This is a genomic window from Paeniglutamicibacter quisquiliarum (genome assembly GCF_019084045.1).
Lineage (GTDB): Bacteria > Actinomycetota > Actinomycetes > Actinomycetales > Micrococcaceae > Paeniglutamicibacter > Paeniglutamicibacter quisquiliarum.
The window spans coordinates 1-19,275 of the sequence record NZ_JAHRED010000015.1 but is presented as its reverse complement, the minus strand read 5'-3'; the positions used below and the strand labels follow the sequence as shown (position 1 = coordinate 19,275).

The window sequence follows — 19,275 nt, the reverse complement described above, 5'->3', positions numbered from 1 at the left end:
TGCGCCGCGGGCTGGGACAGGCGTCGGATCAGGGCTGGTGCGGTGCGTTCCCGTCCCCGGGCTGCACCCAGTGTCCCGGTGCGGCGAGCGCCGGCGCCGGCGCGGGCGGGACGCTGAGCCGCTGGAGCTTGCGCTTGTTGGCCAACCGCACGATGACCAGGACGAACACGATGGTGGTGGCCATCGACGCGAGCAGGCTGGGCAGGTCGCTTTCGGTGACGCTGACATCGACCAGGCCGACGGCGCCGAGTGCGAAGATGACGGAGTTGTTGACCACGTGCAGGGCGATGGCGGCCTCCAGCCCGCCGGTGCGCCAGGTGAGCCAGCCGGCGGCCAGGGCAAAGAAGCCCACGTCCAGCTGCCCGTAGATGTCGTAGGCGTGGCCCAGGACAAAGAGCGGGATGGGCAGCAGGATGGCGAAGGCTGGGTGGCGCAGCCAGCCGCCCACCAACTGCATCAGGTACCCGCGGAACACGTATTCCTCCGCGGTGGCCTGGAACGGCACCAGCAGGAGGGTCAGCCCGAGCAGGAGCCACATGTCCGGGGCGCCGAGATCGGGCGCGAAGGGATGGCCGGAGAGGACTTCGATGAGAAAGCCGATGCCGAAACTGAGCGCCAGGACCCCGAGGGCCACCGCTGCACACTCTCCCAGCCAGCCCCAGCGCATGCGCCCGGCCACCGAGGTCAGGGACCCGACCTTCTGGACGTTCATCATCCGGGTGGCCAGGAGGATCACCGGCAGCATCAGGATCAGCGAGACCATGGAGATGACAAACACGAACGGGTCGGACATGTCGACCGAATCAATGGAGATCATGAACTCGTCGACTGCGCTTTCCAGCTCCGGATTGGCCAGGGTCGCGACCAGGAAAACGATCGCGGCCAGGAAAATCAGGGCCAGGTACAGTCCCAGGGCGATGAGCCCCACCATAACCGGCTTCCACCAGCGGTAGGCGGAGTAGGTGCGTGCCATGCGGTGGAAGGGCAAGGGCTTGGCCGGGGGCGGGGGCACCGGAACCAACGCGGCCGGGTACTGGCCGGGCTGCGGGCCGGGAGCCGGGGGCTGGTGCGGCGGCGGAATCGTGTTCATGCCACCATTCTGTCTCACCGGGGGCCCCGGGCGCCTCGCCAATTGGGAGGATCTTCCCGTGGCCGGGAAGACGGTCCGACGTGGTCCTTTCGGTCGATACCGGCCCCCGGGCCCCGCCGGTAACGTTAAGCCCATGACCACCGCACACGAACCGGCCGCCCCGCGCACCCGACTGCGCCGGTTCCTATCCGAGGCCTGGCGCGTCGGTCTGGGCCTCGTGCTCGGATTCGTCTTCTTTTCCTTCGTCTACGAATCCTATTCGCCGGACTCCGAGGCGGACATGGACGCGGTGGGCCTGCTGGTGGGGCTGGACATGCTGTGCGGACTGGCAGCCCTTCTGCTCTATCCCTTCCGCCACCGCTTCCCGGTGCCCATCGCGGCGGCCCTGGTGCTGCTCTCGATTCCGTCCTCCATCGGCGCGGGGTTCACCATGCTGGGCGTGGTTTCCCTCGCCACTCGGCGCAGGCCCTGGGAGATCGCCGGCATTTCGGCGTTGTTCCTGGCCGCCGTGCCGCTGGGGGATTACCTGGTGGGTGCCGAGCTGGTGACCGAAGACGACACGACCACTTGGTGGCAAGTGGGCATCGTGGCACTGGTCATGGTCGGGTTGATGGTGCTTTTGGGGATGTACATCGGGGGACGGCGGCAGCTCGCCGTTTCCCTGCGCCGGCAGTTGCACAGTGCCGAGCGTGAACGGGAGGCACAGCTCCACGCGGCCAAGGCCGACGAGCGCACCCGCATTGCACGCGAAATGCACGACGTCCTGGCCCACCGGCTCTCGCTGGTCGCCCTGCACTCCGGGGCGCTGGAATTCCGCAGCGACCTGACGCCGGAGCAAACGAGGCAGACGGCCGGAGTCATTCGCGAAAACTCCCACCTGGCCCTGGGCGAGCTGCGCGAGGTGCTGGGCATGCTGCGCGACCCCAACACGCTCTTTGACGGCGAGCTGGCCAGGCCGCAGCCGAACCTCGGACAGTTGCAGGAAATCCTGGATGCGAGCCGGGCGGTGGGCACCGCGGTCCAGCTGGTCATGGAACCGCAGGCGCGGGATCGCCTCGACGCCCTGTCCGAGGCCACCGGGCGCCACCTGTACCGGATCGTCCAGGAGGCGCTGACCAACGCCCGCCGGCACGCGCCCGGGCAGGATGTCAGGCTGGAGATCGGTGGGCACGCGGAAGAGCGGCTTTCCCTGCGTGCCTCCAACAGGCTGGCCGAGGTGCCGCCACCGGCCCCGGGTGCAGGGGCCCTGCCCGGCTCCGGGCTGGGGCTGACCGGCCTGGCCGAGAGGGTGCGGCTGGCCGGCGGGGAACTGCAGATTGATCCGGGAAGCAAGGGAGAATTTGTGCTGAAGGTGTGGTTGCCATGGGGACAGTAGGCGAATCGGTTCGCATCGTGCTGGTCGATGACGAGAACCTGGTGCGGGCCGGGTTGCGCATGATCCTCGAATCCGACCCGCGCATCGAGGTCGTGGGCGAATGCGCCGACGGCCGTTCGGCGGTGTCCCTGGTCGGGAAACTGGCGCCGGACCTGGTGCTCATGGACATCCGCATGCCGGTCATGGACGGGCTGGCCGCCAGCGAGGAGATCCTGCAGGCCGACCCGGGGCAAAAGATCCTGGTCCTGACCACCTTCAACACCGATGACATGGTGCTTTCGGCGCTCAGGATGGGAGCCAGCGGGTTCCTGCTCAAGGACACGCCGCCGGCCGAGCTCATGGAGGCCATCAACCAGGTCGCCGCCGGGCGCACCATGCTCTCGGAAACGGTGACCAGGCAGCTCATTGCCGTCGCCGGCTCGCGGCCGGAATCCACGCGGCGCAACGCCGCACTCGAACGGCTCGCCGTGCTCACCGAGCGGGAACGCGAGATCGCCGCGGCGATGGCGCGCGGCAGCTCCAACCAGGAAATCGCCGAGGAGCTGTTCATCTCCCTGGCAACCGTGAAAACCCACATCGGGAGGGTGCTGGAAAAGCTCGGCGCGGACAACCGCGTCCAGGTGGCGCTCTGCGTCTTCGAGTCGGAGGCCCGCTAGCGTCCCCCGGCTAAAGCACGGGAAGGGCGTAGTGGTCGGCGATCAGCTCCACGGTCCGGGTCTGGGCCTGGCGCGAGTGGCCGCCGACCACGAGCATCACTTCGTCGACACCCGTCTGCCGGTGGAGCAGCTCCAGGCCCTGGGCAACCTCCGCGGCGGTGCCGTGCAGCGTGCGGTCGGTCCATTCCTCGAGGATCGCGCGCTCGTGCTCGTTGGCCGGGTAGGCCTCGACCTCGTCCGGCGGCAGCAGGGCAAAGGGCTTGCGCTGGAACATGCGCATCATCGCCATCGCCGTGGACGTCGCCTGGCGGCGTGCCTCGGCCGGGTCGTTGTCGGCGATCGCGCCCACGCTGACCAGGCTGTACGGCTCGCCCAGCAGCTCCGAGGGCCTGAAGTTCTCGCGGTAGAGCCGCATGGCCGTGACGACGTCGGCGCTGCCGAACTGCAGGGCTAAGGCGTAGGGGCGGCCCAGCTGGCCCGCCAGCTGCGCCGAGTACGGGGATGAGCCCAGGATCCAGACCTCGGGATTCGTCTCGGGCCGCGGCACCCGGTTCTGTTCCGCGAGCCAGGGACCCGGCACGGCGTGGACATCTTGGTACGGGTGTCCCTGCGGGAAGTCGTCGTCGATGAAGCCGAGCAGTTCCAGCACCTGCTGGGGAAAGTCGTCATTGGCGTTGTGGCGCCGTCGCAGCGCCGCCGCCGTCTGCCCGTCGGTTCCCGGCGCGCGGCCCAGGCCGAGGTCGATGCGTCCCGGGGCGAGCGACTCGAGCATGCCGAACTGTTCGGCGATCACCAAGGGTGCGTGGTTGGGCAGCATCACGCCGCCGGCACCGAGGCGGATCCGCTGCGTCTCGCCGGTCAGGCGAGCGACCATCAACTGGGGCGAGGAGGTCACGGCACCGGGCATGGCGTGGTGTTCGGACATCCAGAAGCGCTCGAAGCCGCGCTTCTCGGCCAACTGCGCGAGCGCGATGATTTCCCCGAAGGTCTCCTGTGCCGTATGCCCCACCCCGGTGATGGCATTGTCGAGCACCGAAAGGACGAAGGGCGCCTTGCCCAAGGGGCGTGACTGGATCATGGGTTCTCTCTCATTTCTCATGGAAAATATTCAATTTAAGCGTGACTATCAGGCTAGCGTCTTATCACGGAAAAATACAACTGATACCATGAGATCTATGTCAAGGATCCCACTTCCCACTGCTCCCGGCGCCGACGACCACCCGAGCCTCGCCCTGGTCAACAGCGCCGTTAGCCTTCCCGGCGGACACGTGGCGGACGACCTGGGGAGCCCGGCCGAAGCCACCGCGTGGCTCGTGGCGCAACACCTGGTTCCGGCCGAAACCGCACTGCTCGCCTATTGCCAGGACCAGCTCTCGACCCTGCGCGGAAATTTGCGCACCCTCTTCACTGCCCGGGTGGCGGGCGGCGCTCCCGCGCCGGAGGCCGTGGAGAGCGTGAACCGGGCGTTGGTGAAGGTGCCCAGCGCACCGCTGCTGCAGTATGACGCCGGCAGCGGACTTCGCCGGGTCCCACAGCACCCGGTGACCCGGCTGGTCGAACACGCCATGGCCCAGATCGCGGAGGACGCCGCCGCCTTGCTGACCGGCGGCCAGGCCGAGCTGATCGCGCAATGCGAGGCCACGTCCTGCGACCGGTTCCTGCTGCGGACGCACGCCCGTCGATGCTGGTGCTCCACCCGCTGCGGCGACCGCGTGCGGGCGGCCCGGGCCTACGCCCGCAAGCTGGAACGGGCCCAGGCCGGCTGACCCCGGACCCGCGTCGGGCGGCGCCAGCGCCGGGGGGCTGCCGGTTCCCGGGGGGGATTGCCGTACGCCGGAAGAGTGACTGGGAAATCCGCGAAGATCATCCGCTTGGGCGGCGACCGCACCGGCGTTGCTCCGTAACGTTGAAGGCATGATCACAGCAGAGGCATTGACCAAGAACTACGGCACCAAGCGTGCGGTCGACGGCATTTCCTTCACCGTCCAGCCGGGCAAGGTCACGGGATTCCTCGGCCCGAACGGCGCGGGAAAATCCACCACCATGCGCATGGTCGTCGGACTCGACCGGCCCTCCTTCGGCAGCGTCAAGGTGAACGGCCGCGGGTATGCGGAACACCGTGCGCCGCTGCGCGAGGTCGGCGCCCTGCTCGAAGCCAAATCCGTCCACCGCTCCCGCAGCGCACGCACCCACCTGCGGGCCCTGGCGGCAACGCACTCGATCCCCGCCACCCGCGTCGACGAGGTCATCGAACTCACCGGCCTCGGCGCCGTCGCGTCCAAGAAGGTCGGCGGCTTCTCGCTGGGCATGGGCCAGCGCCTGGGCATCGCTGTGGCATTACTGGGCGATCCGCAGACCCTGATCCTCGACGAACCGGTCAACGGCCTGGATCCGGAGGGCGTGCTGTGGGTCCGCAACCTCGCCCGCCACCAGGCGGCGCAGGGCAAGACCGTGTTCATCTCCTCCCACCTGATGAGCGAAATGGCATTGACCGCCGACCACCTCATCGTCATCGGCCGCGGTCGCATCATCGCCGATGCGCCGATCGAGCACATCATTGGCGGGGCAAATGTGCCCACCTGCAAGGTCAAGACCGACTCCGCCGAGCAACTCATGAACGGGTTGGCCGCCCACGACGTTCAGTTGACCCGGGTCGACGCCCAAACCATCCAGGTCACCGGCCTCGACGGCCGGGCAATTGCAACCCGTGCGCTGGAACTGCAGATCCTCGTCCACGAGCTCACTCCCGTCCGGCAGTCCCTCGAAGAGGCCTACATGGCGCTGACCCAGGACGAGGTTGAATACCACTCCCACCTCGGCAACGAGCTTGCCGCCACCTCCACCGGAAAGCAGGGCCAGGCATGAGCACCGCAACCATGAAACGACCGCGTTCGGCCGCGCCCGGTGCCGCGGGAGGCGGAAGGCTCACCTTCGCCGGCGTGCTGCGCAGCGAATTCATCAAGTTCTTCTCGCTGCCTTCCACGCTGATCCTGATCCTGTCCACCCTCGTGGTGATGGTGGGAATCGCCGCCCTCAGCGTGTGGGGCGTCGGCGCCTCCCTCAAGGCCATGGGGTCCGACCCGGAAATGGCTGCCCAGATGGGCGACCTCAACGAGCTCACTGCCTCGCTTCCGTCCAGCGGGCTGATCTTTGCCCAGCTGGTCATCGGCGCCATGGCCGTGATGGTGATGAGCTCCGAGTTCGCGACCGGCTCGGCCCGCTCCACCTTCGTGGCGACGCCCACCCGGCAGCCGGTGTTCTGGGCCAAGGCGCTGATGGTCGCCGTCGTTTCGGCGCTCGTTGCCCTCGCCTCGCTCCTCGCGGCGTTCTTCGTGGCCAGGCCGATTGCCGAGAACTACGACCTGCCGCTGGACTTTGCCTCCGAGATGTCCCAGCGCAACCTCTGGTTCGGGGTGCTTTACGTGGTCATGGTGGCGCTGATCGGCCTGGCGCTGGGAACGCTGCTGAGGAACTCGGCCGGCGGCATCGTGGTGCTCGCGGCGCTGTTCTTCATGCTTCCGCTGGCCGTGGACGGATTGTCGATGGCGGTTTCCTGGTTGGCCGACGCCGCCCGCTTCCTGCCGGACAAGGCCGGAACCGCGCTGATGCAGGTGCCCGGCGCCGCGGGGGCCCTGGAGCCCTGGGCCTTGGGCCTCGTGGTCGGGGCCTGGATCGTCCTCCCGCTGGCCGCCGCCGCAGTGTTGCTGCAGCGCCGCGATATCTAGAACACGCCCGGCTCGGTAGGCTCAGGGACATGAGTGAAAACACGGCGCCCGCCCCCGGGAACCCGGAGGCGAGCTTTGCCGAGATCTCGGCACAACGCATCGGACCGCTGCGCGCGTTCATGCGCCGCCGCCCGGCGCTCGTCGACACCTCCGTGGTGGCGCTCTACTTCCTGATGTCCGCCCCGAGCATCGTCGAGGCGGCGATTTCGGGGCACTGGGCCACCCTGGGCCTGCTCACGGCCACCGGCGCCTCGCTGTTTTTCCGGCGCAGCCGCCCCATGTTCGTGCTGATCGTGGTGGTGCTCTTCGACTCCGGCGCGATCCTGTTGGATTCCGAGTACTTCGGCGGAAACATCGGGCTGTGGATCGCCCTGTATGCGGCGTCAACCAAGTATGCCGCGCGGCGCATGTTCGCCCTGACTGCCCTGATCACGGCGCTCCAGGGACTGGTCTTCGTGACCATGGGGCTGCCGTCGATGTTCACCGACTCGCCCGAGGACCAGGCCGCCCTGGCGGAAATCGGCGGCCTGACCCTCACCATCACGTTGTCGCTGACCTTCCTGCTGGGAACCAATGCGGCCGCGGTGGCCATCGGCGCGGCGGTGCGCAACAACCGGCTGCACGAGGCCGAGCTGGACAATTGGGCCAAGCGGGTCCAGACGCTGGCGCAGCTGCGCGAACGCAACCGCATTGCCCGGGAAATGCACGACGTGGTGGCGCATTCGCTTTCGGTGATGATCGCGCTGTCAGACGGCGCGGCGGTGGTGCTCAAGCGCGACCCCGCGCGGGCCGGGGAGGTCCTCGGCGAGCTGTCCACCACCGGGCGCCGCGCCCTGGGGGACATGCGGCGGGTCATCGGCGTGCTGCGCACCGGCGACGGGGCGTCGCTGGAACCGCAGCCGGCCGGCGGGTCCCTCGAGGAGATGCTGGCGGGATTCCGGGTTGCCGGCCTGCCGCTGCGCTACACCCAGTCCGGTCCCGCGCTGCCGGAGGACGCCACCTTCCAGCTCACCGTCCACCGCATCATCCAGGAATCCCTGACCAATGTGCTGCGCTACGGGCGCAACGTCGGTTCCGTGGAGGTGGCGGTGCACCGGGTGCGCGACGACGTCACCGTGCGGATCCACGACGACGGCACGGACCAGGGAGCCCGTCGCGAGCTCATCGGCTCGGCCCAGGGCATCCGCGGAATGAAGGAGCGGGCCGCGCTCTTCGACGGCACGCTGCGCGCCGGACCCGCCTCCCGCGGCGGCTGGACCGTCGTGGCTAAACTCAAGTTGCCGCAAACGACCCGCTGCCCGCAGGACACTGCGCCGCCGGCGGGCACGCATCCGGCACCCAAGAACCAACACCAAGGATCGTGAACACCAGCATGACCGAAACCACCTCCACCTCCGCCGCCCGCATCGGGGTGCTGCTGGTCGACGACCAGCCGCTGCTGCGCATGGGATTCCGGCTCATCCTTGAGGGCGAGGACGACCTGGAAATCCTCGGGGAAGCCTCCGACGGGGCCGAGGGCGTGCGGCAGGCCCTCAAGCTGAAGCCCGACGTGGTGCTCATGGACGTGCGGATGCCCACCATGGACGGCATCGAGGCCACCGCCCGCATCGTCCGGGAGCTGCCCGAGGCCAGGATCATCATCCTGACCACCTTCGACCTGGACGAATACGCGTTCTCCGGGCTGCAGGCCGGGGCCAGCGCCTTCCTGCTCAAGGACGTCGCGCCCGAGGAGCTGGTGAACGCGGTGCGCCTGGTGGCCTCCGGCGACGCCGTGGTCGCCCCCCGGGTCACGGCCCGGCTGCTGGAAACCTATGTTCGCGACGGCGCCCCGAACCGCTCCACGGCCCCGGTCCCGGAACGCGACCCGCTGCTGGGGGACCTGACCCCGCGCGAGCTGGAGGTGCTCGGCGCCATGGCCGAGGGCCTGTCCAATGCCGAGATCGCGCACCGTTTCTTCCTCTCCGAGGCCACGGTGAAGACCCACGTGCGCCGGATCCTGACCAAGCTGCACCTGCGCGACCGCGTGCAGGCAGTGGTCTACGCGTACGAAACCGGGCTGGTCATTCCCAGCCAGGGGCTGGACTACTAGGGAGGCATGCCCATGAATTCCGAATTCCTGCGCAGCCCCTGGCTGCTGCTGGCGGTGGTGCTGGGGGTCCTCGGCGCCTTCCTGCTCACGCTCTTCGCCCTGCCCGTCCCCGGGTGGGCTAGCATCGTGCTGGGGGTCGGGGCGCTCGTGGTGGCCCTGGTCCGCACCCACGCCTAGGCGCCCCCGCCCGCATCCACGCCCGTCCGTCCACGAGCCAAGGAAACACGCATGTCCAGCGCAGCACTCGAGCACATTAACGACCTTTCCGCCTTCGTCGCGGCGTCCCCCTCCTCCTTCCACGCCGCCGCGGAGGCGGCCCGCCGCCTGGCCGCCGCGGGCTTCACCGAGCTGCTCGAGACCGAGGCCTGGGAGCCGGCGGCGGGCGGGCACTACGTGATCCGCGACGGCGCGATCATTGCCTGGGTGCAGCCCGAGGACGCGACCGCCACGACGGGTTTCCACATCGTGGGCTCGCACACCGACTCGCCCTCCTTCAAGCTCAAGCCCAAGCCCACCACCGGCGCGCACGGCTGGCTGCAGGCCGGCGTGGAGGTCTACGGTGGCCCGCTGCTGAACTCCTGGCTTGACCGCGAGCTGCTGCTCGCCGGGCGCCTGGTGCTGCTCGACGGCACCGAGGTGCTGGCGCGCACCGCACCGATGCTGCGCTTCCCGCAGCTGGCCATCCACCTGGACCGCGCCGTGAACGACGGGCTCGCGCTGGACAAGCAGCAACACATGAACCCGGTGTGGGGGATCGGGGACCCGGGCCAGGGGGACGTGCTGGCGGTGCTGGCCGAGGCGGCCGGCGTGGACGCCGCGGAGATCGGCGGCTACGACGTGGTCGTTGCCGATGCGCAGCGCGGTGAGGTGTTCGGCGGCTCGGGCGAGTTCTTCGCCTCCGGACGCCTGGACAACCTCTCCTCGGTGCACGCCTCGCTCACCGCCCTGGTGCACCACGCGGCCCTGGGAGGCGGCGAGCACATTGCGGTGCTGGCGGCCTTCGACCACGAGGAAATCGGCTCGGCCTCCCGCTCCGGTGCCTCCGGCCCGTTCCTCCAGGACGTCCTCGAGCGCATCGGGCACGGGCTGGGCGCCACGCTGCAGGACCGCAACCGCGCCTACGCCGACTCGGTCTGCCTGTCGGCCGACGCAGGGCACTCGGTGCACCCGAACTATCCCGGGCGCCACGACCCGGCCAACCGCCCGCTGCTGGGTGCCGGGCCGCTGCTGAAGATCAACGCGAACCAGCGCTATGCCACCGACGCGGTGGGCGCGGCGCTCTTTGCCCGGCTCTGCGCCACCGCCGATGTCCCGTACCAGGAGTTCGTGTCCAACAACCAGATGCCCTGCGGGTCGACCATCGGCCCGCTGACCGCCACCCGGCTGGGCATCCGCACCGTGGATGTGGGCATCCCGCTGCTGTCGATGCACTCGGCACGTGAAATGTGCGGCGTTGCGGATCCGCTGCGCCTGGCCAGGATCTCCGAGGCGTTCTTCGCCGCCTGAGAATTCCCCGGGAATCGCGCGGTTAACACCGGGCGGTTACCCGCCGTTAACCGGTACGTGCTTTGCTCGCGGACATGATTGCCGACCCGAAGCCACCACGCCGTTTCCTGCCCGAGGTCCAGTCGCTGCGTGCCGTCGCGGTGCTGCTGGTGGTTGCCTACCACCTGGAGCCCCGCATGGTCCCGGGCGGCTTCGTCGGGGTCGACGTGTTCTTCGCGATCTCCGGGTTCCTGATCACCGGGCACCTGCTGCGCGAGGTGCGCAGGACCGGGCGCATCGACCTTCCCGGCTTCTGGGCCGCGCGGGTGCGCCGGATCCTGCCCGCCGCGTTTGCCGTGATCCTCGCGGTGCTGGCCGCGACGCTGGCCTTCCTGCCCGCCACGCAGTGGAAAACCGTGGGGACCGCGGCCCTGGCCTCCGCGTTCTCGGTGGAAAACTGGGTTCTGGCGGCCAACGCGGTCGACTACCTTGCCGCCGAGGAAGAGCCCACCGCGCTGCAGCATTTCTGGTCCCTCGGCGTCGAGGAGCAGTTCTACCTCTTCTGGCCGCTGCTGGTGCTGCTGGCCGTGTGGCTGGCCCGCAGGCGGGCCGGGACCCGCGGGCGCGTGGGCCGGCGCGAATCGGGCGGCGGGCTTCCACGCACCACGCTCCTGCTGGTCTTCGGCACGGTTGTCCTCGCTTCCCTGGCCTACTCGATGGTGCTGGTTGCCGCCGGGAACCCCGCCGCCTACTTCATCACCCCCGCCCGCGTCTGGGAAATGGCCGCCGGCGGCCTGCTGGCGCTGCTGCTCGCCGAGCCGGAACCCGGCAGCGAGCCCCGCGGCCGCTGGCTCGCGGTGCCCGGCGTGCGGACCGCGCTGGCATGGGGCGGCTTCGCCGCAATCGCTGCCGCCGCCTTCGGCTTTGATCCAAAGACCCCCTTCCCCGGCCTGTCGGCGGCGCTGCCGGTGGCAGGAACCCTGGCGGTGATCCTGGCCGGGGAGACCCGCGGCGCCCTGGCCCCGCAAAAACTCCTGGAACTGCCCGCTGTGCAATGGGTGGGCAACGTGTCCTATTCGCTGTACCTGTGGCACTGGCCCGCACTCACGTTCTTCCTGGTCCTCGCCGGCCGCGAGCCGGGTCCCGCCCAGAGCATCGGGCTGCTGGTGCTCTCGCTGCTCCTGGCCTGGGCCAGCTACCGCTGGATCGAGACCCCGGTGCGGACCCTGGCCCCGCTGGCCGCCTCGAATTGGCGGGCCCTGGGCGCGGGGGCCGCCGCCCTGGTGCTCGTCGCCGCGCTGGCGGTGGCCCCCGGAACCCTGGCCGAGCGCGGCATCGCGGCCCAGGAGCGCGCCGCCGCGACCCTGCTGGCCTCCCCGCCGCCCGGTTTCGGCGCCGCCTCGGTCCCCGCCGGGGCACCGGCCTACCTGGAGGGCGTGCGACAGATCGTCCCGCTGCCCGCCGAGGCCGGGGCCGACCTGCCTGACCTTGGCGATTGCGTGCAGAAACCCAAATCGCCAGTCACCGTCGAATGCGCCAAGGGCGTGAAGGACGGGAAACTGACGATTGCCTTGGTGGGGGACTCGCACGCCACGCACTGGTACGAGGCGATGGAGGCCACCGCCAAGAAAAACGACTGGACGCTGCTGACCTACCTGAAGAACTCCTGCCCCTTCAGCGCCACCAAGCGCATCGCCGAGGCCGACGGCAGCATTTCCTGCCACCAGGCCAACAAGGACACGCTCAAGCGGATCCTGGCCCGTGGGGACGTGGATGCGGTGGTGACCAGCCATTGGGCCGGAGCCGCCTTCGAGAAGGGCGCCGCCGCGGGATTCGCGGACTATTGGGGCCAGCTGGAGGACGCCGGCATCCAGGTCTATCCGATCATCGACACCCCGCGCCCCGGGACCAAGGCCTACGCGCGGGACTGCGTGGCAAAAAATCCCGAGGAACTCGAAACCTGCGGGGCCCCGGAGTCACGGGCCTTCGAGGCCAACGACTACACGCTGGCCGCTGCCAAGCGCGAGCCGCGCACGGAGGTGCTGGATTTCTCCGACCAGTTCTGCGCCGACGGCTTCTGCCCCGCAGTCATCGGGAACGTCCTGGTGTACCGGGACAAGCACCACGTCTCGGACACCTATATCCGCACGCTCGCCCCGGTCTTCGGCGACAGGCTCGTGGATCGGCTGCGCGCCGACGGGCTCATGGAAGCCGCGCGGTGAGCCCCGTGATACACCGCACCCGGCCCAGTCGGGTGCGGCGGTGATTTTCCGCTAGAATGGTTGAGGCTGTTTCTGCCGCGCCCGGCAATCGGGTTGTGGCGACAGCAAATGCAAAGAACCTCCTGTTGCGGAAATGCCGTGACCGTTTAGCCCAAAGGAGGTGGGTTCACATGCGTGCTTATGAATTGATGGTGCTGATCGACCCCGAGGTCGACGAGCGAACCGTTGAACCGACCCTCGGTAAGTTCCTCGATGTTGTCCGTAACGATGGTGGAACCATCGAGAACGTTGACATCTGGGGCCGTCGCCGCCTGGCCTACGACATTCAGAAGAAGAATGAGGCCATTTACGCGGTAGTTAACTTCACCGCTACCCCCGCTACTTCCGCAGAGCTTGATCGCCAGCTGGGCCTCAATGAGACCATCATGCGCACCAAGATCACCCGCCCGGAAGAGGCAAAGGTCGTAGCAGAGTAATTCTGCTGTCCGATCTTCGTAGAACAACACTTTAGGAGGCTCCAATGGCAGGCGAGACAGTCATTACGGTTATTGGTAATTTGACCGCTGACCCGGAACTGCGTTTCACCCCGTCAGGGTCGGCAGTGGCGAACTTCACCATTGCTTCGACCCCGCGAACCTTCGACCGCCAGACCAATGAATGGAAGGACGGCGACACGCTGTTCCTCCGTGCGTCGGTGTGGCGAGAGGCGGCCGAAAACGTCGCCGAGACGTTGACCAAGGGCATGCGCGTCATCGCCCAGGGCCGCCTCAAGTCGCGTTCCTACGAAACCAAGGAAGGCGAAAAGCGTAACGTCACCGAGCTTGAGGTCGATGAAATCGGCCCGTCGCTGCGTTACGCTTCCGCAAAGGTCACCCGCACCCAGCGCTCCGGCGCCGGCGGTGGTGGTGGCTTTGGTGGCCAGCAGAACGCAGGCGCAAATGCCGGCGGCTACAGCGGTGGCAATCAAGGCGGCGGCGGTGGATTCGGTGGCGGCAACGCTGGCGGAAACTCCGGCGGCGGCTGGAATGCACCGGCGAACGATCCATGGGGTGCTCCTGCCGGAGGAAACAACGGCGGATGGGGCAACCCGGGTTCCGACGAACCACCCTTCTAAACAAAATTATTCACCATCCCGCAGAAAATTCTGCGGGCTCCACCTGATAAAGGAGCTCCACGATGGCTAAGGCTGAACTCCGTAAGCCCAAACCAAAGTCCAACCCCTTGAAGGCCGCTGACATCACTGTCATCGACTACAAGGACGTAGCATTGCTGCGCAAGTTCATTTCCGATCGCGGAAAGATCCGTGCCCGTCGCGTTACCGGTGTTTCCGTACAGGAACAGCGCAAGATCGCACAGGCCATCAAGAACGCGCGTGAAGTAGCCTTGCTGCCTTACTCCGGCGCTGGCCGCGGCTAAGGAAGGTATACCAACATGGCAAAGCTCATTCTGACCCACGAAGTTACCGGCCTCGGTGCCGCAGGCGACATCGTTGAGGTGAAGGACGGTTACGCACGTAACTACCTTCTCCCGCGCGCCTTTGGCATCACCTGGACCAAGGGCGGTGAGAAGCAGGTTGAGTCGATCAAGGCCGCCCGTGCTGCTCGCGCCGTTGCTTCCCTGGAAGACGCCAAGGCACTTGCCGCTTCGCTTTCCGCCAAGCCGGTCAAGCTGACCGTCAAGGCCGGCGCTACCGGTCGCCTCTTCGGCACCGTGAAGACCGACGACATCGCCAAGGCTGTTGCAGCCGCCGGCGTTGGCGCGATCGATAAGCGCAACATCGAGATCAACGACCACATCAAGTCGACTGGTAACTACACCGCGACCGTGCGTCTGCACTCCGATGTCTCCGCAACCGTTTCACTGCAGGTTGTTGCCGCAAAGAAGTAATTCCTTGTGCACCCGCCGTCTTGTGTGACGGCAAACCACTGTGGACCCCGCCCTCGGCGGGGTCCACAGTGGTTTAAGGCCTCCGGTGGTGCATCGGGGTCTGGCGTCTGGCGTTCCCGTCGAGTAGCTTGGCCAAATGGGGCAGTGCCCTCCGGGATCGACTGCCACTTCGAATCCCGGGAAAGGGCAGCCAAACAAGTGAGAAGGCGCGGTCATGAAGCTGACATTAACGGAGTTTGTGAGTCTCGACGGGGTGTCGCAAGGCCCCGGGTCTCCCGAGGAAGACACCGCCGATGGATTCACCCAGGGCGGATGGTTCGTCCCGCACATGGACGAGGCCTTCATCGAACAGGCCGCGCAATGGCTCGGCGAAGCGGACGGGCTGCTGCTTGGCCGCCGCACCTATGAGGCATTCGCCAGGGACTGGCCGCAAATCACCGACCCGGACGACCCCTTCACGGAGCTTATGAACTCCCTGCCCAAGTACGTGGCCTCGCAAACGCTTCGCGAGGGAACCTGGGATCCAACAACCATCCTCTCCGGTGACGTGGCGGCCCGGGTTGCCGACCTCAAGGCGCGCCCCGGCAGGGAGCTGCAGATCCACGGGAGCGCCAGGCTTGCCGCTTCATTGCTCGGCGAGGGGCTGATTGACGAGCTGCGACTGGTGGTGGCGCCCGTGGTCCTTGGCCATGGAAGGCGACTCTTCCCGGAGGGAGGCGCACCCGCCGGACTTCGGCTCTCCAACGCCACGAGCACCCCGGGCGGGCTTGCCATCCTGGTCTACGAACGCACCGGCGATGCCTCCTATGCGACTTATACGGGAGTTTCGGACGTCTCGTAGAGTGGAAGGGGTGCTGGCCACGTCGTTTATGACGCGGACGCCAACCATAATCCCGGGCCATGTCATCGTCTTCTTCGGCCAGACAGCTGTCGTCCACGCGTTCGGGAACGAATGCGGGCATCTCGGGCAGCTTTGGCACCTACGAGGCAAACGATCGCACAATCTTCGATTCTTACTCTTCGTGACTTCGTATGTCGAAACAAACTTTGACGAGACGTAATTATTTCTTCTAACGTTGGTGAAGAATCAAGAGTGTCAACGTAAGGCCCTGGCCCGTTGGCCGGCAACCCTCTCACGGTAGTGGGGTGCTCCAGGTGATGATTCGGCCTACCGGAACCCCGGAGGCAAGTACCGCACACCTCGTTGGTTGGCGCGTGTGTAGCACGCACCGCGATGGTGGGCCGAAGCCGAAGGAATGAGCACCATGACACTCACCTCTGACCTCACCCCCGACACCCTGCGCAACGTCTTTGCCCAGCATCCATCCGGCATTGCCGCACTCTGCGCCATCGTTGACGGGCAACCGCAGGGAATCATTGCCTCGTCCTTTACGGTTGGCGTCTCCATGGATCCGCCGCTGGTGATGTTTGCTGTCCAGAACACCTCGAAGACCTGGCCGTTGGTGCGCACCAGCGGGCGGATCGGGGTTTCAGTGCTCAGCGAAAAGAACGAGGGCGTGTGCCGGCAGATCGCTTCAAAGTCGGGGGACAGGTTCGCCGGGCTTCGTCTTGATTCGACCGATGAGGGTGCACTGTTCCTGCATGACGCCACCCTGTGGCTCGATTGCTCCGTCGAGCAAGAGGTCCCTGCAGGCGACCACCATGTGGTGCTGCTACGCGTGCACGGCCACCAGACGCACGACAACGCCCACTCGCCGCTGGTGTTCCACGGCTCGGCATTCCGTCGCCTGGATGCCGAACAGCTGGTCTCCTAGGGAACCTGAAATGCGAGGGCTCAGCCTCCGTGGTACCGAATCCATGATTCGACGCCACGGGGACTGAGCCCTTTGCCTTTGCCAGCACGTTTTCCTAAGACGGGTGGTGCACCACGCCAGTCATGTGCCGGTAGCCGTCACGGGCAAGCCGGGTGAGTACGTCCAGGTCGACGTCGGCAAGCTTGTTCACATAGAGGCACGATGCCCCGCGTCTGCACTTGCCCAATTTCTCCAATAGAGGGCCGGCGGTCGGTGCAATGGTCAGCCCGTAGAGGGCAAGGTTCGCCGACCTCGGGGAGAAACCGATGGCGCTGGCATCCCCTTCGCGCCCCGATTCGTACTTGTAGTGGTAGCTTCCGAACCCAACGATTGTTGGGCCCCACATAACCGCGGGCTCTCCGCTGACCTCTTCCATCATCCGGAGCAAGACCTCGGCATCCGCGCGCCTGGTCGGATGTGACACTGCCGATATGAATTGAGCCGGGTCAACGGCTGTCGGTGCGGTCTTGTTGGCGCTCATGCGGCCCAGTATGTCAGTCGTTGGTGATCTGCATCAATCCCCGCTATCCCCAGATCCGCCGGAAGTTCCGGCGTGTCTGTGGATAGCTTGTGGGTAACTATGAAATGGTGGCCAATCCAAGCCCGGAATCCCGGGGTTTTTGTGTGTATAACCGACTTTTCCGCGTGTGGAGGATGTGGATAAATACTTTGTATCCACAGGGGTTAATCTACATAATACCTAGTCAAAGCCTTGTTGTGGATAGAAAATTGGTGTAATCCACAATGTTCTCCCCAGACTGTGCACACAACACGCCGCAAGGTTCACAGGTTATCCACACGGCCTGTGGATAACCGTGTTGGGTTTGTGGGAAAACAGGTCTATGGTGACAGTGTTCCCCACCTATTTCCACAGGTTCGCGGTGCCCTACGGCACGTGTGAGTTTGAACCTAACGAATCGTCCGTGCTCCTTGAGACACTGAATAGGTAATGATGCGGAAAACTTGGGAACCCGCGCAGCTTGAAGGGAAAAACCCGTGTCGCTAGCCAGCACCGAAACCAGTTCCGATTCACATGGATCGGACTATGGACGCACCCCGCCGCAGGACCTCGTAGCCGAGCAAAGCGTACTGGGCGGCATGATGCTGTCCAAGGATGCCATCGCGGACTGCGTGGAGGTGCTGCGGGGACTGGACTTCTATCGCCCGGCGCACGAGGCCATCTACGAGGCCATCATCGACCTCTACGGCCGCGGTGAGCCGGCCGACGCCGTTACGGTCTCGGACCTTTTGACCAAGCGCGGCGAGATCACCCGGATTGGCGGTCCGGCCTACCTGCACACGCTCATCCAGTCAGTGCCCACCGCTGCCAACGCCGGCTTCTATGCCGAGATCGTTCGCGAACGTGCGGTCCTGCGCCGCCTGGTTGATGCCGGTACCAAGATCGTGCAGCTCGGATACTCGCAGGACGGCGAAGTCGACGCCATCGTGAACGAGGCCCAGGCCGAGGTCTACAAGGTCGCCGAACGCCGGACTGCCGAAGACTATGTCCCGCTACGCGACATCATCGAGGGCACCGTCGATGAAATCGAATCCGCCGGCAGCCGAGGCGAGGGCGTAATCGGTGTACCCACCGGAATCTTCGAACTCGACGAGTTGACCCAGGGACTGCACGGCGGCCAGATGATCGTTATTGCTGCACGTCCCGCGGTGGGCAAGTCGACCTTCGCACTGGATTTTGCCAGGTCAGCGTCCATTAAGAACAACATGACCTCCGTTTTCTTCTCCCTAGAAATGGGACGCAACGAAATCGCCATGCGCCTGCTGTCGGCCGAGGCGAGCATCGCGCTGCAGAACCTGCGTAAGGGTACGATCCAGGACGAAGAATGGTCGAAGATCGCCACCACGATGGGCAGGCTCAACGACGCTCCGCTGTTCATCGACGATTCGCCGAACATGTCGCTGATGGAGATCCGCGCCAAATGCCGCCGGCTTAAGCAGAAGCACGACCTCAAGCTCGTGGTGTTGGACTACCTGCAGCTGATGAGCTCGGGCAAAAAGGTCGAGTCGCGACAGCAGGAAGTCTCCGAATTCTCGCGTGCGCTGAAGCTGTTGGCCAAGGAGCTCGACGTTCCAGTCATCGCGCTGTCGCAGCTGAACCGTGGTTCGGAGCAGCGTACCGACAAGAAGCCGATGATCTCCGACCTCCGCGAGTCCGGTTCCATCGAGCAGGATGCCGATATGGTCATCCTCTTGCACCGTGAGGACATTTACGACAAGGAGTCGGCGCGTGCCGGCGAGGCGGACGTGATCGTGGCCAAGCACCGTAACGGACCGACCAAGACCATCGTTGTCGCGTTCCAGGGCCACTACTCGCGCTTCAACAACATGGCACAGGACGGAATGGGCTAGTTCCCACCGCATGGCGCCCGGCGGGCGGTTGCCCTCCCCGTTTCGGGGCGGAGCAACCGCCCGCTTTCGTTTGGCGTTCCCGAGGCGATCCGCCTAGGGCGTGTGCGTTGGTCCAGCGCTTGTCAGTCGATCATGGGCTGCGCGCAATCGCTGCGTGAATAGTCATTATGCGGTAGCGTGGCGCCATGTTGATGTCCTTGCAAGCGTTGATGTGGGGCACCGTCGCCGGGTCTGCGCTGCTGCTTGGTGCGGCCGCGGCCTGGTGGTTGGACATTCCGCGGAAGATCGTCTCGAGCGTCATGGCGTTCGGCGCGGGAGTCCTGATTTCCGCCCTCGCCTTTGAACTGGTGGTCGAGGCCGAGGAAGTCGGCGGACTGTGGGCCACGGTGATGGGTTTCCTGGCCGGAGCCACCATCTATGTGGGCGCAAACTCCCTGCTGGTGCGGTTCGGAGCCGAACACCGACGCCGGGGCAAGGTCGCCACGAGGGCCGGAAGCCGCGGTGGCGGAGCGCCCAACGGGGGAGCTGCGATAGCCCTCGGAGCGTTGCTTGACGGCATCCC

20 protein-coding genes, 1 pseudogene and 1 riboswitch are annotated in these 19,275 nt (G+C 66.4%); of the genes and pseudogenes, 18 read left to right on the top strand and 3 right to left on the bottom strand.

Annotated features, from left to right (window positions below; genetic code table 11):
- Nucleotides 1-28: 28 nt before the first annotated feature.
- Nucleotides 29-1,090, bottom strand: coding sequence for a CPBP family intramembrane glutamic endopeptidase (locus tag KRR55_RS19120; protein WP_217390907.1), 1,062 nt, complete (start codon nucleotides 1,088-1,090; stop codon nucleotides 29-31).
- A gap of 133 nt (nucleotides 1,091-1,223) precedes the next feature.
- On the opposite strand from KRR55_RS19120, the gene KRR55_RS19115 reads away from it, so the two are divergent.
- Together KRR55_RS19115 and KRR55_RS19110 are read left to right on the top strand one after the other, a co-directional pair.
- On the top strand, nucleotides 1,224-2,465 hold the full coding sequence (locus KRR55_RS19115; protein WP_217390906.1) for a sensor histidine kinase: 1,242 nt from the start codon (nucleotides 1,224-1,226) through the stop codon (nucleotides 2,463-2,465).
- Complete coding sequence (locus tag KRR55_RS19110; RefSeq protein ID WP_217390905.1) at nucleotides 2,453-3,121, top strand: response regulator; 669 nt, start codon at nucleotides 2,453-2,455, stop codon at nucleotides 3,119-3,121. Before KRR55_RS19115 ends, KRR55_RS19110 begins: the two co-directional genes overlap by 13 nt.
- 10 nt (nucleotides 3,122-3,131) lie before the next feature.
- Here the strand turns inward: KRR55_RS19110 and KRR55_RS19105 are convergent, their stop codons facing one another.
- A complete protein-coding gene (locus KRR55_RS19105) occupies nucleotides 3,132-4,220 on the bottom strand; it encodes an LLM class flavin-dependent oxidoreductase (protein ID WP_254456425.1) in 1,089 nt (362 codons plus the stop codon).
- 76 nt (nucleotides 4,221-4,296) lie between these two features.
- On the opposite strand from KRR55_RS19105, the gene KRR55_RS19100 reads away from it, so the two are divergent.
- The 14 genes from KRR55_RS19100 (at nucleotide 4,297) to KRR55_RS19035 (ending at nucleotide 16,304) form a co-directional block, all read left to right on the top strand.
- Complete coding sequence (locus tag KRR55_RS19100) at nucleotides 4,297-4,887, top strand: CGNR zinc finger domain-containing protein (protein WP_254456424.1); 591 nt, start codon at nucleotides 4,297-4,299, stop codon at nucleotides 4,885-4,887.
- A 148-nt stretch (nucleotides 4,888-5,035) separates the two neighbouring features.
- Nucleotides 5,036-5,986: an ATP-binding cassette domain-containing protein gene (locus tag KRR55_RS19095; protein ID WP_217390903.1), complete on the top strand. Its 951-nt coding sequence runs from the start codon at nucleotides 5,036-5,038 to the stop codon at nucleotides 5,984-5,986.
- Nucleotides 5,983-6,846, top strand: coding sequence for an ABC transporter permease (locus KRR55_RS19090; RefSeq protein WP_254456423.1), 864 nt, complete (start codon nucleotides 5,983-5,985; stop codon nucleotides 6,844-6,846). The genes KRR55_RS19095 and KRR55_RS19090 overlap by 4 nt, the downstream gene beginning before the upstream one ends.
- 29 nt (nucleotides 6,847-6,875) lie before the next feature.
- Nucleotides 6,876-8,210, top strand: a complete 1,335-nt coding sequence (locus tag KRR55_RS19085) for a sensor histidine kinase (RefSeq protein WP_217390902.1) — start codon at nucleotides 6,876-6,878, stop codon at nucleotides 8,208-8,210.
- A gap of 8 nt (nucleotides 8,211-8,218) precedes the next feature.
- Nucleotides 8,219-8,935 (top strand): response regulator, encoded by a 717-nt coding sequence (locus tag KRR55_RS19080; RefSeq protein WP_217390901.1) that lies wholly within the window; start codon nucleotides 8,219-8,221, stop codon nucleotides 8,933-8,935.
- 12 nt (nucleotides 8,936-8,947) lie between these two features.
- Entirely contained in the window at nucleotides 8,948-9,112 is a 165-nt protein-coding gene (locus KRR55_RS19075) for a hypothetical protein (RefSeq protein ID WP_217390900.1), read from the top strand.
- 51 nt (nucleotides 9,113-9,163) lie between these two features.
- On the top strand, nucleotides 9,164-10,441 hold the full coding sequence (locus tag KRR55_RS19070) for a M18 family aminopeptidase (RefSeq protein WP_217390899.1): 1,278 nt from the start codon (nucleotides 9,164-9,166) through the stop codon (nucleotides 10,439-10,441).
- A gap of 74 nt (nucleotides 10,442-10,515) precedes the next feature.
- Nucleotides 10,516-12,642 carry an acyltransferase family protein gene (locus KRR55_RS19065; RefSeq protein WP_217390898.1) on the top strand — a complete coding sequence of 709 codons (2,127 nt, stop codon included), beginning with the start codon at nucleotides 10,516-10,518 and terminating at the stop codon, nucleotides 12,640-12,642.
- Nucleotides 12,643-12,812: 170 nt separating this feature from the next.
- Nucleotides 12,813-13,118 (top strand): 30S ribosomal protein S6, encoded by a 306-nt coding sequence (gene rpsF, locus KRR55_RS19060; protein ID WP_071213679.1) that lies wholly within the window; start codon nucleotides 12,813-12,815, stop codon nucleotides 13,116-13,118.
- A 44-nt stretch (nucleotides 13,119-13,162) separates the two neighbouring features.
- Nucleotides 13,163-13,756: a single-stranded DNA-binding protein gene (locus tag KRR55_RS19055; protein WP_217390897.1), complete on the top strand. Its 594-nt coding sequence runs from the start codon at nucleotides 13,163-13,165 to the stop codon at nucleotides 13,754-13,756.
- Nucleotides 13,757-13,818: 62 nt separating this feature from the next.
- On the top strand, nucleotides 13,819-14,058 hold the full coding sequence (gene rpsR, locus KRR55_RS19050) for a 30S ribosomal protein S18 (RefSeq protein WP_007269381.1): 240 nt from the start codon (nucleotides 13,819-13,821) through the stop codon (nucleotides 14,056-14,058).
- Between the two features lie 15 nt (nucleotides 14,059-14,073).
- Nucleotides 14,074-14,529, top strand: a complete 456-nt coding sequence (rplI, locus tag KRR55_RS19045) for a 50S ribosomal protein L9 (RefSeq protein ID WP_217390896.1) — start codon at nucleotides 14,074-14,076, stop codon at nucleotides 14,527-14,529.
- Between the two features lie 214 nt (nucleotides 14,530-14,743).
- Nucleotides 14,744-15,370 carry a dihydrofolate reductase family protein gene (locus tag KRR55_RS19040; RefSeq protein WP_217390895.1) on the top strand — a complete coding sequence of 209 codons (627 nt, stop codon included), beginning with the start codon at nucleotides 14,744-14,746 and terminating at the stop codon, nucleotides 15,368-15,370.
- Nucleotides 15,371-15,614: 244 nt separating this feature from the next.
- Nucleotides 15,615-15,727, top strand: a riboswitch (SAM riboswitch).
- A gap of 67 nt (nucleotides 15,728-15,794) precedes the next feature.
- Nucleotides 15,795-16,304 (top strand): flavin reductase family protein, encoded by a 510-nt coding sequence (locus KRR55_RS19035; protein WP_217390894.1) that lies wholly within the window; start codon nucleotides 15,795-15,797, stop codon nucleotides 16,302-16,304.
- A gap of 94 nt (nucleotides 16,305-16,398) precedes the next feature.
- Here KRR55_RS19035 and KRR55_RS19030 read toward each other — a convergent pair whose 3' ends face one another.
- Nucleotides 16,399-16,824 (bottom strand): DUF1801 domain-containing protein, encoded by a 426-nt coding sequence (locus KRR55_RS19030; RefSeq protein ID WP_217390893.1) that lies wholly within the window; start codon nucleotides 16,822-16,824, stop codon nucleotides 16,399-16,401.
- A 515-nt stretch (nucleotides 16,825-17,339) separates the two neighbouring features.
- Here KRR55_RS19030 and dnaB point away from each other — a divergent pair.
- Nucleotides 17,340-18,713 (top strand): replicative DNA helicase, encoded by a 1,374-nt coding sequence (gene dnaB / locus KRR55_RS19025; protein ID WP_217390892.1) that lies wholly within the window; start codon nucleotides 17,340-17,342, stop codon nucleotides 18,711-18,713.
- A 185-nt stretch (nucleotides 18,714-18,898) separates the two neighbouring features.
- Nucleotides 18,899-19,275 (top strand): annotated as a pseudogene (locus KRR55_RS19020) (ZIP family zinc transporter); the annotation flags it as partial.